General features: G+C 26.5%; 11 protein-coding genes. 4 read left to right on the top strand and 7 right to left on the bottom strand.

Going from position 1 to position 15,956, the window contains the following annotated elements:
- Window positions 1-83: 83 nt before the first annotated feature.
- Genes BRE_RS03050 through BRE_RS03035 form a run of 4 tightly spaced genes read right to left on the bottom strand, consistent with a single transcriptional unit; the run spans window position 84 to window position 5,108 of the window.
- On the bottom strand, window positions 84-836 hold the full coding sequence (locus BRE_RS03050) for a J domain-containing protein (RefSeq protein WP_041178197.1): 753 nt from the start codon (window positions 834-836) through the stop codon (window positions 84-86).
- 26 nt (window positions 837-862) lie between these two features.
- On the bottom strand, window positions 863-2,116 hold the full coding sequence (glyA, locus tag BRE_RS03045) for a serine hydroxymethyltransferase (RefSeq protein ID WP_012539027.1): 1,254 nt from the start codon (window positions 2,114-2,116) through the stop codon (window positions 863-865).
- The gene (locus BRE_RS03040) at window positions 2,106-3,659 is read right to left on the bottom strand and encodes a DNA-binding protein (RefSeq protein WP_012539026.1); all 1,554 of its coding nucleotides are present in this window, start codon (window positions 3,657-3,659) and stop codon (window positions 2,106-2,108) included. Before BRE_RS03040 ends, glyA begins: the two co-directional genes overlap by 11 nt.
- A 3-nt stretch (window positions 3,660-3,662) precedes the next feature.
- A complete protein-coding gene (locus BRE_RS03035; protein ID WP_041178196.1) occupies window positions 3,663-5,108 on the bottom strand; it encodes a cysteine--tRNA ligase in 1,446 nt (481 codons plus the stop codon).
- Between the two features lie 201 nt (window positions 5,109-5,309).
- On the opposite strand from BRE_RS03035, the gene murB reads away from it, so the two are divergent.
- On the top strand, window positions 5,310-6,227 hold the full coding sequence (murB, locus tag BRE_RS03030; RefSeq protein WP_041178142.1) for a UDP-N-acetylmuramate dehydrogenase: 918 nt from the start codon (window positions 5,310-5,312) through the stop codon (window positions 6,225-6,227).
- A gap of 1 nt (window position 6,228) precedes the next feature.
- On the opposite strand, the gene BRE_RS03025 is transcribed toward murB, so the two are convergent.
- The gene (locus BRE_RS03025) at window positions 6,229-8,427 is read right to left on the bottom strand and encodes a methyl-accepting chemotaxis protein (RefSeq protein ID WP_041178141.1); all 2,199 of its coding nucleotides are present in this window, start codon (window positions 8,425-8,427) and stop codon (window positions 6,229-6,231) included.
- 197 nt (window positions 8,428-8,624) lie between these two features.
- On the opposite strand from BRE_RS03025, the gene BRE_RS03020 reads away from it, so the two are divergent.
- Genes BRE_RS03020 through argS form a run of 3 tightly spaced genes read left to right on the top strand, consistent with a single transcriptional unit; the run spans window position 8,625 to window position 13,185 of the window.
- Entirely contained in the window at window positions 8,625-10,841 is a 2,217-nt protein-coding gene (locus tag BRE_RS03020; protein ID WP_012539022.1) for a methyl-accepting chemotaxis protein, read from the top strand.
- A gap of 15 nt (window positions 10,842-10,856) precedes the next feature.
- Window positions 10,857-11,435 carry a hypothetical protein gene (locus BRE_RS03015; protein ID WP_012539021.1) on the top strand — a complete coding sequence of 193 codons (579 nt, stop codon included), beginning with the start codon at window positions 10,857-10,859 and terminating at the stop codon, window positions 11,433-11,435.
- Window positions 11,428-13,185, top strand: a complete 1,758-nt coding sequence (argS, locus tag BRE_RS03010; RefSeq protein WP_012539020.1) for an arginine--tRNA ligase — start codon at window positions 11,428-11,430, stop codon at window positions 13,183-13,185. Before BRE_RS03015 ends, argS begins: the two co-directional genes overlap by 8 nt.
- A 31-nt stretch (window positions 13,186-13,216) precedes the next feature.
- On the opposite strand, the gene BRE_RS03005 is transcribed toward argS, so the two are convergent.
- Both BRE_RS03005 and BRE_RS03000 read right to left on the bottom strand, forming a co-directional pair.
- A complete protein-coding gene (locus BRE_RS03005) occupies window positions 13,217-15,148 on the bottom strand; it encodes an AMP-binding protein (RefSeq protein WP_012539019.1) in 1,932 nt (643 codons plus the stop codon).
- A 9-nt stretch (window positions 15,149-15,157) separates the two neighbouring features.
- On the bottom strand, window positions 15,158-15,817 hold the full coding sequence (locus BRE_RS03000) for a CPBP family intramembrane glutamic endopeptidase (RefSeq protein WP_232212698.1): 660 nt from the start codon (window positions 15,815-15,817) through the stop codon (window positions 15,158-15,160).
- Window positions 15,818-15,956: the final 139 nt, after the last annotated feature.

Here is a 15,956-nt window from a genome sequence, read left to right as displayed (position 1 = left end):
TAAAGAGTAAATTTACTCTTTAAACAATTTTACCCATAAAATTAACAAAACCTACAAATTATTTAATTTATGCCAATTCATTCCTACTTTAAATTTCTCTCTTTAGAAATTCTTTCATAAGCATCCTGAATCCTAATAAATTTTTCATTTGCCTCTTTTTGTTTAACAGGTTCATTTTCAAATTTATCTGGATGGTATTGTATAACCAATTTTTTATAAGCTCTCTTTATATCATCATCACTAGCATCATATTTTAACCCCAATACTTCATAAGGATTAACAACCTTTATATCAACATTCTTATAAGAATCATAACTTTCAAAATCAAGTTCAAGAAATGAACTAACATATAAAATAAATTTATCACCTTCTAAACTTTTATATCTAGCTAAATTATTAATTTCTTTTAAAACCGACACAAGCCACACAAAAAGGTCTTTACGTTGGAAATAGCCAAGTTTTAGAGTATATAATATTTTGTCTGCATTCCTATTCTGTGTTACGGAAAAATGAAATAGATTATAAAGTTCACTCTTATCTCTTTCAGATAAATTTAATGAATTCATTATAAAACTAATATAATTTAATTGCTCACCGGTCATCGATCCTAAAATAGAAATTAATTTAGCCATTAGTAAAAATGATAATTTATAAAACTCAAATTCCCTTGATTTAGAATAAAAATAATCCCTTGTAGTAGTAGATATCCTAAATCCACCTAAAATGCTATAAATTATACTTAAAATAAAAAATATAAAAAATATGCCTAAAATAAAAGGACTAAAAATCAAAATAAATGGCAACAATAAAAAGATAATCTGAAATAAATTATACACTGCAACAATCAACCTATAAATGCAAACTAAGGCATATCAAAACTACTAATAAACCCTATAACTTCTTGTTTTATCTTTCTAAGTTCATCAGTAGATTTTGTCTTTAAAGCTCTAATAATAAAATGAGCAACTTTAATAGAATCATCTCTATTTAAACCTCGTGAAGTAATAGCAGGAGCACCAATTCTAATTCCAGAAGCTACAGAAGGATTTTTAGAATCAAAAGGAATTGCATTTTTATTAAGCGTAATATTTACACTTTCAAGAATCTTCTCAGCATCAGCTCCCGTAATACCTAAACCACTAAGATCAACCAAAAACAAATGATTATCTGTACCACCACTAACTATTCTAAGACCCTCTGAAATAAAATACTCAGCCATAGCTTTAGTATTCTCTATAACCCTAGAAATATAATCTTTAAACTCTTTATTTAATGCCTCTTTGAAAGCCACTGCTTTGCCCGCAATAACATGCATTAAAGGTCCACCTTGAGTTCCTGGAAAAACACAAGAATTAACAGCTAAATCTAAAGTTCTCTCTTTATTATTATAATTGATCATCGTATTAAACTCTTTACCTGCAAGAATTAAGCCTCCTCTAGGACCTCTTAAAGTTTTATGAGTAGTACTTGTAGTTAAATGTGCAACATCAATAGGAGAATTATGAAAACCCGTAGCAACAAGACCTGCCGTATGAGCAATATCACATAAAAGATAAGCTGAAACTTCATTTGCTATTTCACGAAACTTCTTAAAATCAATTTCTCTTGAATAAGAAGATGCACCAGCAATGATCAAATTTGGCCTACATGCCTTAGCTATGTTTCTAACATCATCGTAATCAATCATCTCAGAATCTCTTGAAACACCATAAGAATATGCATCAAAAAACATACCAGAAAAACTAACCTTACTACCATGAGTCAAATGACCACCATGAGACAATTCCATCCCAAGAATTTTATCCCCAGGCTTAATAAGTGACATTATAGCAGCCATATTAGCTTGAGAACCACTATGAGGCTGAACATTAGCATAACTTGCACCGAATAATTCCATAGCTCGTGATATGGCTAAATTTTCAATATCATCAACAACAGAACATCCACCATAATATCTCTTTGAAGGATACCCTTCGGCATATTTATTGGTCAAAACACTTCCAACAGCTTGTCTCACATCTGATGAAACAAAATTCTCTGAAGCAATTAACTCAATATTTTCTCTCTCTCTTTTAGCTTCTCTTTCAATTAAATCAAATAGAATGTTATCTATCATTACTATTTTCCTCCAAAGTAATCTTATAATTCAAAGAATGATCATGACTTGTTAAGCTTTTATATTTAAACAACACCAAATCAACATATTCATCTAATAATAAATCATTATCATAATCTTCTCTATATCCATAATGGATATAATTCTCTGACATATTCAAAAAATAATTTGAGCTATCCTTAAATAATACTGCATTTATTATATCAAAATAAATAAAACCAATATGCTCTAAAAAAAACTCACACCAAATATGTTTTTGAAGTTTGGAAGACTTATTATCGAAATAAAATCCAACAGCATTTCTTAAAGGTATATTATGTCTAAAAAACAATAAATTAGTAAGCAAAATTAAATTATCAACTGAAATTTCTTTCATCTCAATAGATTTATCTAAAGCTAAATCATTATTTACAAGTGTAAAATATGATACTAAAGCATCAATAATAGATTTTGCTAATTCATAAGCGGAATCTTTATTATTGACATTCAAATTAATTGAAGTTAAATCAAACGAATCATAAGATAAATAATGATCTCTTTTATCTAAAACATAAGTTTTAAACTCACGTATATTAGCATCTGTACTTACCCTAATACCCTCCAAAGCTTTCACATCAAAAATATCTAAATTTAACTGAAAAGTCTTAACTTCAAAGTTAAAATGATACTTATCTGATTTCAAATTTTTAAAAAACAAATTATCTAAATTCAATAAAGTTCCATTATTATCTACAAACTGAATTTTTTGTCTTTCATTTTCAACTGGACTTAAATAAAAAATATTAAAATTAATATTATCTAATATTTCATTAGAACTATCATTCTTATTCTTTAAAAAAGAAATTTCATGGGAAATTTTAAAATTTTTACCCTTCTGTAAATTCCATGCAAAAAAATTTTCATTAAATTTAAAAGGAAGTTTATTGCTCTTAAGTTCATCAACCACTACAAAAATTTCACCATTAATATTCAAAGTTTTAGGGGGAATAAATCTTATCTCCATCTCACTTAAACTCAATATATCTCTAGAGAGCACTTTATAAAGTTCGTGTTTGGTTTGAATAAATATCTCAACAACTCCAGAATCTGACGTTAAATTTTTACCCCTCAATACAACAGGAGTATTTGTCATTACAACTAAATTTTCCTCTAAAAAAAGAAAAGGACTATTGTCTTTTTCAAGTTTTATTGGAACTTGTCTACTAATAACAAGAAAAAGCTCATTACTAATACCTTGCCTATTTTTTATAAAAACAAGCCCAGAATTAATTTCATTAGTAATTTTAAAAACTACTCTCTCATTGCTCCAACTAATAATACTACTTTTCACTAAATAATGATCATTAATATTAACTTCTCCAATTTTATCACCCAAATTACGTCCTTTAATCACAATTACATTTTCATGAGAAGCAGGCATAGGTGATATTTCATAAATTACAGGCTTTAAATAAAACAAAAATCCAGAAAAAACAAATAAACCAAAAAAAATTAAAAAAATTAAACTTAAAATAAAATATTGTCCCCTAATAAATACTGCCAAAAACTATCCTCGCTTAACTTTAGTACCCTCTTCAGTATCAATTAATATAAAACCTTTAGAACGACAATATTCTCTAATCTCATCAGCACGTTTAAAATCTTTTTTCAATTTGGCAAGTCGTCTCTCTTCAATCAAAGAATTCATAACATCATCAATAACTATCCTACTCATGTCAATTTCTCTCAAAATTTCTTCCCGTAATCCAAGAGACAAAACTTCATCAAATTTAAATGCAAGTTTAAGTTTTGAAAGAGAGCTTAAATTATTATCCCTCACAATATCCCAAAGCAAAGCCAACACTTTAGGAATATTCAAATCAAAAGCTATTCTTTCTAAAAAACTATCATAATATTTATGTTCCAATATAAACTCAATATTTTCATCATCCTGACTAAGTAAACTAATATCAAATTGACTTAATGAAGAATAACAAGAGGTCAACTTACTAAGCAAATTTTCTCTAGCCACTTTGCAAGCTTTTAAACTATGAAATGTAAATTTAAGTTGTGTCCTATAATGAGCAGTTAAACAAAAATATCTAAAATCTAAAGGTGAAAATCCCTCATCTTCTAAGTTTTTTATAGTAATAAAATCATTATTTGACTTTGACATCTTTTCATTTTCCATAATCAAAAATTCACCATGAATAAACATGTCACACCAGTTTTTACCTAAATAACATTCCATTATAGCTATTTCATTTACATGATGCACTCTAATATGATCAATACCTCCCAAATGAATATTAAGAGTACTATTAAAATAATTCAAATTCATTGTTGCACATTCTAAATGCCAACTTGGATAGCCAAATCCCCAAGGAGAATCCCACTTCATTTCTTGATTTTGAAATTTTGAATTTGTAAACCATAAAACAAAATCTGATTTATTCCTTTTTGAAAAATCTAACTCAACTCTAGAAACGGAATTTTCATTAATATCATTTAGATTAATGCCAGCCATTTGTCCATAATTTTTAAAACGAGAAATATCAAAATAAACATTACCATTTACAAAATAAGTAAATCCATTCTTTTCAAGAACTTTAACTACTTCTATCATATCCAAAATATATTCACTTGCAACAAGTACTTTATCAGGATATAAAATATTTAACTTTTTACAATCATCAAAAAAAGCTTTTGTAAAAAATCTGCTAATATCATAAACAGTAAGACCTCTCTCTTTTGCAGCCTTTACTACCTTATCTTCTCCATCATCAAAATCACCTGTTAAATGCCCAATATCAGTAATATTCATTGCATAATTAACATTATACTTAAATAACTTTAAAGATTTAATAAGAAGATCTTCAAAAATATAAGTTCTAAGATTGCCTATATGGGCATAATTATAAACAGTAGGACCACAAGCATAAATCTTAGTTTCACTTAAGTTCTTTACTTCAGATAAACATTTTGTTTTTGTATTGTATAACTTAAGAAGCATAAATACCATCAAAAATTAAGTTTAAAATTCAAAAGATATCCTAAAAAAATTAGGACTGACACAATCTTTATATAACTTATTATAACAAGTCTATTACATTTGAAACAATTTGACAAATCTAAATTATTCTATATAACCATATTACATCTAAAATATAATTAAAATTTGAAAAAAATAATAATCCAATATAAAATGAATAACATGTTAGAGAACATAAATAATTTTCTTAAAAAGATAAATATTCAACCTCAAACAACAAATCTGGCAAATTATACAACTTATAAAATAGGGGGTATTTCTAAATTATTCTTAATCCCTAAAACAATCGAAGATACAAAACATATATTTAAAACAGCAATACAAGAAAAAATTAAAATATTTATTTTAGGGGGAGGCTCAAATATATTAATAAACGATGAAGAAGAAATTAATTTTCCTATTATCTATACTAAACATTTAAATAAAATTGAAATTCATGACAATCAAATTACTGCAGAATGCGGAACCAATTTTAACGATCTATGTAACTTTGCATTGAAAAATGAATTAAGCGGACTAGAGTTTATATATGGACTTCCTGGAACACTTGGGGGCGCAATTTGGATGAATGCAAGATGTTTTGGAAGTGAAATTTCTGACATATTAGATAAAATCATCTTCATAGATGAAAATGGAAATTTTATATGTAAAAAATTTAACAAAAATGAATTTGCATATAAAATTTCGCCTTTTCAAAACAAAAATACTGCAATATTAAAAGCAACGCTAAATTTAAAGAAAGGTAATAAAAAACATATTGAAAAAATTATGAAACAAAATAAGCAAATAAGAATCAATAAAGGACATTACCTCTTTCCAAGTAGCGGAAGCACATTTAAAAACAATAAAAATTTTTTAAAACCCACTGGACAAATAATTGAAGAATGCAATTTAAAAGGACTTCAAATTGGAGGAGCAAAAGTATCACATTATCATGGCAATTTTATAATCAATAATAATAACGCTACCTCTAGAGAGGTTAAAACACTTATTGATAAAATAAAAACTCAAGTTCAAATAAAAACAGGATTTTTACTTGAAGAAGAAATACTATATATAGGATTTAATCAGAAAAATTAAACTACACATCCCAAAATTCTTTATTCATATTCTCAACAACATTTCTCATTCTAGCAATTTTTTCTTTAAACTCATTAATCAAAAGTATATGTTCACGTAAAGTTTCTAATGCATCTAAACTCATTTTAGAAACCTCAAATTCACTCAGATCACTATTCAAATTATGAAATTTGCCACTAATAACAAAATAACTATTAAATATTTCTTTACACATATTTTTAGTGTCTTTAATTTTAATGTCATGAGCTAAATACTGCTCTTTAAATTCACCTATTTCTCTCACATGTTTAGCAAGAGTAACATTAATTCTCTCATGTTGCATAGAATTATTATTAATATTATCTTGAATATCAATGAAATCTTTATAAATAGAATCAATTTCTGCACTTATAACTGAAATGATATTATTAACCTTTTTAAGTTCATCCTTGATAGTCGTTGAGTACTTACCAGAATTAATAGCAAGTTTTCTAATTTCTTCCGCAACAACCGCAAAACTCTTACCAGCATCCCCTGCTTTTGCTGCCTCAATAGCTGCATTCATTGCAAGCATATTAGTCTGAGCTGATATTAACACCAAAAGCTTATTTGCACTTTGAAGATTGTTGGTTTGAGACAAAAGGTCGGAGAAATTTTTATTTACACTATCAAATACAGAATTCAATTCAGAAACTTTACTCTTTACTGTATCAATACTTGCAGAATTTGACACTACAACTTTATTAAAAACTTCTAAATTTTTATCTATTGAATAAAAAGCATTAGTATTCTCTTCAAATTTAGCAGCAATATCCAATATATTTTTATTATGCTCATTAATTGGATTAGATGTCGATTCAAAATCTTTTAAAATATTCATAACTGCTTTTTCAAATTTAGAAAAAGCATCTCCTATACCATCATAAGTAGTAAGACTATTATGCACTCTTTCTATACTTTCTTCTGGTATATTAATTTCGTTTAAACGTCCTCTTAATTCCTGTACATAAAATTTAATATTATTAACGATATTAGTAGTCTTTGAAAACAAATTATCAAATTCAGTATTAATATAAGAGAAGATAAAAGATTTATATTTGAATTCTGAGGTAGAATCAAGCTTTAAAATATCCTCTCTTTCCTTTTTTTGCTCAATTAACATTTTAAAATCACTAAAAAAGGGTAAAACAAACTTGATACATAGACAAAATATGATAAGACAAGCAACAAATACAAAACCTAAGAAAAATATTGCATTTGATTGAAATTTCAAAGGAACATGATTCATATTAAAAATAACGCCTTGAACTACCTGTCCAGCAATCTGAGAAGTACTTAAAAAATAAGAAGAAGTATTATGCTTTAAAATTTTTTTTACAATATTAGGATCGCTTCTAACACCTTCTATAACACTACTTAGCACACTATTTGCATAATTTTCTGAAAAATTATTAACATTTAAGTCATTAAGATTTAACAATAAAGGTTGAAAATCTCTATCAATCATAAAAAATTCATAATTTTTATTGCTAAGTTTAAAATAAGAATTTAATTGATTTGCAATATCAACAAATAAACTATCAAAACAAACAAAAAAACAAATTACTCCTAATACTGTATGATTATCATTTATAAGTGGCATACTTACAAGAGAATAAAGCTTATTTCTTACCCTCTTATAACTTGAATAATAAACACTACTCTCCTTTACAGGTACAAAATAAATTGGATCCTCAATAATGTTATTTATATCTAAAAATGAAAAATTTTTATTTGAAATTAAAACATTTTTTCCTACAGGAATATAAAAAACTCCCTCTAAAGAATTAGCTTCAAGAGGAATATGTTGAAAAATTTTACTTATATCATTAAATCCTTTAGAACTTAAAAAAAGAGCAATACTTGTATTTAAATCTATAAATCTTAAATCGACATTTGAAACAAAATTATTTGAAACCTTATGTAATACATTTAAAACATTATTATCCTTAATCAAATTTTTCAAAACACTAACAGCACCATCATATTTATTCTTGATCTTAAAAGCCACATTACTTGAAAAAAGTTTAAAATCAGCCTCAATACGATTTAAATATTCATGTCTATAATTTAAATAAGCTTGACCTAGAAACAAAAAACCAAAGCAAATAAAAATAAAAAGCATGAGATAGAGAAAAAATCTCATATTTTTTAATTTAACACTTACCAAATCCTCACGCATAAAAAATTCTCCAAAATTCAATCCATAAAAATAAAGTTTCAAGCCATGTTAACGAATTATAGTATAATATAAATAATTAATAAATATTCACTAAAATATACATTTCATTAATTAATAATATGTATATTATTATATAATAAAACATATATAATACTAGTGAGTTATGATATTTTGTAAAAAGTTTTGCGAGGCTTTAAATGAAAAGAAACCATTTTAGTTCTACTCTTTTTTATAAATTTAATATTGTTATTGTAATTTACACAATAATTATTGCTATGACGATTTTTATATTATTAGAACGTGGATACAGAAAAATCATAACAACAGAACTTCAAAATTTCACGAAATTTGTAAATAACATAATGATAAAAAGTTTCTCTAGAGATACAAGAAACATGTTAATAGCTATTGATAACTTTGCAAAACATCACAATCAAAATATAAATAAACAACAAAATGAACATTTCAAAAATATCATAACTAGTGAACAGTTAAGTTCATTTCCATCTTATATAAAGATATTAGAATACACAGATAAAAATGGTAAAATATTATATTCAAATAATGAGAGGAGGCTTCATACCTACATAAATCTGCAAGAAATGCAAAAAGACAACAACATAGGCAATCATCATACGCTTATACTAAACCAAGATTTAACAATAATAAATAACAAATACTATATACCAATGATTTACAAACTTCCTCAAAAAGAACAACACGATTTCTATGACACAAATGATGCAAACATAAAATTAGAACAAAGTGAACGAATGGATCATAATGGATATGTTGTTTTATATGTAGACATATTAGAACACATTAAACAACTTAGAAATAATATATTTATGCTATTAGAAAGGTCTTTACTGGAAAAAGACAATCATCACAAAAGTTCACACTACTTCAATATATATGCAATGAACAATCAAGGAGAAATTTTTGGCGAAAAAAACGAAGATACACTTAAGCCTATCAAATTATCCATAAATGACCTATTTGAAAACAATACAAATATAACAAACCCACTACTTAATGCAATGACTAAAAGAAAAAGCAATTACAATATTAGCAACAATAATAACATAATATCTATAACAAGACTTACATCTTCATCTTGGTATCTAGCAATACAAATGAATCATAACAATATATTTTCAAACGAACTTAATAACATCAAATTAATGTCAGCATCAATAATAATTTTGTTTATAATAGTGTTTATATTAATTATGATAATTATAATTAAAAAATTAATCATATCAAAAATAGAAAAACTTAATAATATTATTCCAAAAGTTAAAGAAGGTGATTTAACTATTAAAATTAACTCAAAAGGAAAAGATTCAATAAGTGCAACCATAAATCATTTTGGATATTTCATTGAAAACTTAAAAAACGTAATAAATTCGCTACAAGGCAGGGTCAAGCTGTTAAAAGACAATGGTGATTTATTATTTAACGAAATAAATAAAGCTTATGATACAATAACAAATTCAAATAGATATATAGAAAAAACACAAGGAGAAATAGAAAAACAAGTTGAATTTATTTCAAACACAACAAATACAATTGAAAATCTATCTAAAAATATTGCATCACTTGATAATTCAATCGAAACCCAGGCTTCAAGCGTTGAAGAATCATCTTCGGCTATTGAAGAGATGATAGGAAGCATACAATCAGTTACAGAAATAACACAAAAAGCAGCAAAAAGCACAGAAGAGCTTAAAGCCTTCTCTGATGACGGAAGAAAAAAACAAGAAGAAATCATTATGCAAATCAAAGATATCTATAAAAATTCAACAAGACTACAAGAAGCTAATGCACTAATATCATCTATAGCCAGCCAAACAAACTTACTATCCATGAATGCTGCTATTGAAGCATCTCATGCTGGAGAAGCTGGTAAAGGTTTTGCAATTGTTGCAGAAGAGATAAAAGATCTTGCAGAACAGGTAACTTCACAATCAGAATCAGTAGCAGCATCAATAAATGAAATAATGGATTCTATTAACCAGACAGTTAAAACATCAGAACTAACAAATAAAGCTTTCAATCAAATATTTAATTCAATAAACCTTGTGGTTCAAGTCATAGAAGAAATAAATCATACCATGCAAGAACAATCAATCGGTAGCCAAGAAATTTTAAAAGCTTTAAATACAATGAGAGAAATAACATATGAAGTAAAAATAGGTTCAAATGAAATGTTTAGAGGAAATAAAGAAATAATAAACACAGTATCAGGTTTAGGAGAAATTAATATTACTGTCTCAAACTCAATGAAAGGATTAAAAGAAGAGATCAAAAAACTAATAGAAGCCATTGAAAGTATCAAAACTTTTGGAACAACAAATTCAGATCATATTACAAAAATTAACACAGATACAAATCAATTTAAAACAAAATAATTCAAGGTAAATTTTATGAATAAAACAACATTCTACATAACAGACAAGTACTTAAAAACATCTTTAATGTTATTTCCAATTTTTGCATATACTAAAAATTTTTTAGAAGGAACAATAATATCAACTTGGATATCACTATGCATTTTATTGCCAGCAGTAATTATTAAAAAAATAGAATTTAAAAATCACATACTAAAAATTTACCTACTAATAATAGGACTAGTTATCAGTATAACTTATCCATTTATGCAATATGTAACGCCTATTCTTTATGAAAATTTACGATTTTCAATACCTATTTTGACAGTTATAATAATCTCTTTTCACAAAAATGAACCTTTTAAATCGCCAAGCATATGGCAATACTCAAAATCACCCATAATAATATTTATATCACTAAGTACAATAATTTCATTTTTCAGAGAAATATTAAATACTGGCAATTTGAAATTGTTTAATATTACATTTCAAATTATCAAAAATTACAACATAACAAAAATACCAGCTTATAGTTCAAATATTTTTTTAATAACATCTTTAATCTTTCTATTAATTAACATATTAAAAAACATTCAAGGACAAAAGAATGATTAAAACAATAAAAGCAGATCTGGAAAATAAAATTCAAAAAACAATAAAAGAACTTGCATTAAGTTCAAATATCAAATTAGACAAAATAAATATAGTAATGCAAAAACCCCCAAAAAGTGAAATGGGAGATTTATCAATACTAATATTTGAATTTAGCAAAATATTAAAACTAAGCATACCTGTAATCACTCAAGAGATAATAAAACAAATTGGAAATGAATATAAAACAAAATCAATGGGTCCCTATTTAAACATAAAATTTAACAGAAAAGAATACATTCAAAACACAATCAAGAAAGTCAATAAAGAAAAAGAAAATTATGGTGCTAATAACTCACTCCAAAATAAAAAGACAATAATAGAATTTTCATCACCAAATACAAACAAACCATTACACGTAGGACATCTTAGAAATGATATTATTGGAGAAAGTTTGTCAAGAATATTAAAGGCTTCTGGTAGCAAGGTAACAAAAATAAATCTAATAAATGATAGAGGAACACACATTTGTAAATCAATGCTTGCTTACAAAAAATTTGGGAATAATATAACCCCTGAAATTGCACAAAAGAAGGGAGACCATTTAATTGGTGACTTTTATGTAAAATACAATGAATATGCTAGTCAAAATAGTGAAATAGCAGAAAATGAAATACAACAACTACTATATCAATGGGAACAAGGAGATGAAAAAACAGTTCAACTTTGGACAAAACTAAATAAATGGGCAATTGATGGCATTAAAGAAACATATAATACTACAAACATTACATTTGACAAAATTTATCTTGAGAGTGAAATATTTAAAATTGGACGAGAAGTTGTAATTAATGGATTAAAAGAAGGTTTATGTTATAAAAGAGAAGATGGAGCAATATGCATCAACATACCTACAGAAACAAACAATATAGACAATCAAAATTTTAAACAAAAAGTGCTCTTAAGAGCTAATGGCACATCTATTTACTTAACGCAAGATCTAGGGAATATAGTAGCTAGAAAAAACGAATTTGATTTCGATGAAATGATTTATGTGGTTGGAAGTGAACAAATTCACCACTTTAAAACTTTATTTTATGTTGCAGATAAATTAGGAATTACTAACGAAAATAATTTAATACATTTATCATATGGAATGGTAAATTTGCCTGAGGGCAAAATGAAATCAAGAGAAGGAAATATAATTGATGCTGACAATTTAATTCATGATTTAAGTCAATCAACTATGTTAGAACTCAAAAAAAGATATGAAAATGAACAAAACTTACAAAAACTGGCATTAAATATATCATTGGGAGCCATTCACTACTATTTATTAAAAACAGCAATACACAAAGACATATTATTTAACAAAACAGAAAGTTTATCATTTACAGGAAATTCAGGTCCATATATTCAATATGTAGGAGCAAGAATTAATAGCATACTTGACAAATATAACAATCTAAATTTACCTAACAAAAATACTAATTTTGATTTACTAATAAATGAAAACGAATGGGAAATAATTAAAATTATCTCCGAATTTGAAGAATATATAATTAAAGCATCAAAAGATCGCAATCCGTCAATAATAGCTAATTATTCTTATTTACTTGCAAAAAACTTTAGCACATATTATCAAGACACAAAAATAATAGATAAAGATAACCTTGAACTCACACACGCAAGAATTGATCTAGCAAAAGCAGTCTTACAAACAATAAAAAACTGCATGCATTTACTTAATATACCTTACATACAAAAAATGTAAATTTTATAAATTTAAATATACTAAAAATCTATTATAATAATTCACAATCATCTTTATTAAAGATAGACATTATCTTCTTATTATATTTCTCAAGTATATAATACCTCTTAAGTTTAAGAGTATTAGTAAGTTCGTCACCAATAACAAAAGCATCCTTTAATAAAACAAATCCAACAATTCTTTCAAAACTTTTAAATCCAGATTTAGGATTAACAATATCCAAAATACATTTAGAATAAAATTTATTCACAAGTTCATTGGATAATAAATCATCATGAGAAGAAAATGCTATTCCACTAGAAATAGCCCATTTTTCAAGAACTTCAAAATTAGGTACAATAATAGCTCCTAAAAATTTTTGATCTTGTCCAACAACCACAACATTTTCAATAAACACAGATTTTGATAAAGCTCGCTCAATAGGTTCAGGCTCAATATTTTCTCCACCTCTTAGAACAATTGTATCTTTACTCCTTCCAACAATTGAAATTTCATCATTAATCGTCGCACAAACCAAATCTCCCGTTTTAAACCAACCATCTCTTGTTAAAACTTCCCTTGTCATAGTCTCATCTTTAAAATAACCACTCATAACCTGCGGGGATTTTACCCAAAGTTCACCTTTCTCACCTGGTGGCAAAACATTACCATTATGATCAACTACTTTATACTCAATATCTGGAAATAAAGGCCCAACAGTATTTGCAACAGGAGACTTAAGACGCCTCACACTCAAAACAGGTCCCGTTTCTGTAAGACCATAACCTTCAAGAACAACAATACCTACAGCCTTAAAAAAATAATCAACATAATCTACCAAAGCTCCCCCACCAGAAATACCAAATATAAATCTTTTTCCAAGTGCTTTTTTTATCTTTTTAAAAACCAAAATATGTCCCAAAAATTTAAAAGGAAAAATTAAAATTAATCCTATAAGATAAATAATCTTCATAAAAAACGAAATTAAAAAGTTAGATTTTCTATAAATAGGAACAAGTCCTAAAAACTTCTCCATGAATTTTACATAAAAAATTCCCACGTTCAAGAAAAAATTAAATAAAATTTTCTTTAAAAATGATTCTGATACTTTTTTAATAATCCCAGCCCTTATTCCTTCCCATATTCTTGGTACAGAAATAATTGCATGAGGATTTAAGGCTGCAAAATCTTTAAGCAAAATAGGCCCTACAGGCTTAGAATAGGCAATTGATAGACCATTAAGAGCAACTATATATTCGCAAGTTCTCTCAAATGAATGCCAAAGAGGAAGTATAGATATCATTATTTGACCTGGTTCAAGTGATGGCAAATAATCATTAATTCTATCTAACTGAAAAATAAAAGATTCATGACGAAGCACAACACCTTTTGGAAAGCCTGTTGTTCCTGAAGTATATATTATAGTAGCAACATCTTTTCCAGAAACTTTCTCAAGTTCAAGATCAAACATTTTAGGATAATCTTTTAAATAATCATGCCCCAAACTTAATAATTGCCTATAAGAAATTATTGTAATATTCCCCAACTTATCCTCATAAAGCTTATCATCATCAATAACCACAACATATTTAACGAATTTAAGATCGTGTTTTTTAGAAATGATTTTTTGTAACTGTTTTGCATTCTCTACAAAGATAAAACTTGATTCAGAATGATTAATAATATAAGTCAATTCATCCTCAGACGAATCATTACCTCTTGGAACATCAATACAACCCAAGCTCATAACAGCTATATCAATGATTATCCATTCTCTTCTTGAATCAGAAATAAGAGCCACTTTATCTCCTTTTCTCATTCCATAATGCAAAAGACCAGATCCAACACTCTTAACTTCTTTCCAAAAATCAGAATATATTTGTCTCTTAAAATCTCGAGAATCATTCTCTTTATAAATAAAAATATCAAGATCTCCATAAAGCCCTATAATTTCATTGAAACGCTTAGGAACAGTATCTAGCATAAAACCTCCTTATAAAAGCTCCTTTGAGTAATTTGACAAAAAAAGTAAAAAACTAACAAAGACATTATAAAAACTATGAACAAAAATTGAATAATATACATTTTTATATCTCAAATACATACCAGCAAAAATTATCCCAAAGATCAAAGACATAAAAAACCCAACAAATCCATAATAAGAATGCCCATAAGCAAAAACAACACTACTAATCAAACTCGAAATGAATAAAGAAATTCCCATTTGTTTAAGTTTAGTAATAAAAAAAGATCTAAAAAACAACTCTTCAACTCCTCCTGTAAAAAGAGAAGTAACAACCATTAAAAGAAGTGATTGAGTACTCTTGATTTCCCAAATAAAACCAGAACTACCCATTTCCATCCAAGGTATCACGGACTCTGATGTAAAAAATAAAAAACACAGACATAAAATAATTAATACAAAAAAAATACAAACAAGCAACTTAACAAAAATTGCAAATGCTTGCCAAACGAAAACAAACTTAAATTTTGGAATACAAAATTCCTCCCTAAAATCATAAGAACTTGTTAACCTGGCAAAATGCACAATAAAAAAAATTTTAAAAAAACTATACAACCAATAAGAATAATGATTTTTATTAAAGTTCCAAAGGTCAACATTAACATTTTGAAAAGGGGAAATACGAGTCACTATAAAATAAGATAATAAGATTTCCAAAAAAGCATACTTTACAGGGTATTTATTCAACAATGTCATGATAAATTATAGATATATAAATACACGATTGTCAAACTTTATAATACTTAATACAAAAATGATCTCACATATT

The sequence above is a fragment of the Borrelia recurrentis A1 genome, assembly GCF_000019705.1.
In the GTDB taxonomy this organism is placed as follows: Bacteria; Spirochaetota; Spirochaetia; order Borreliales; family Borreliaceae; genus Borrelia; species Borrelia duttonii.
This window is presented reverse-complemented; position numbering and strand designations above follow the sequence as displayed.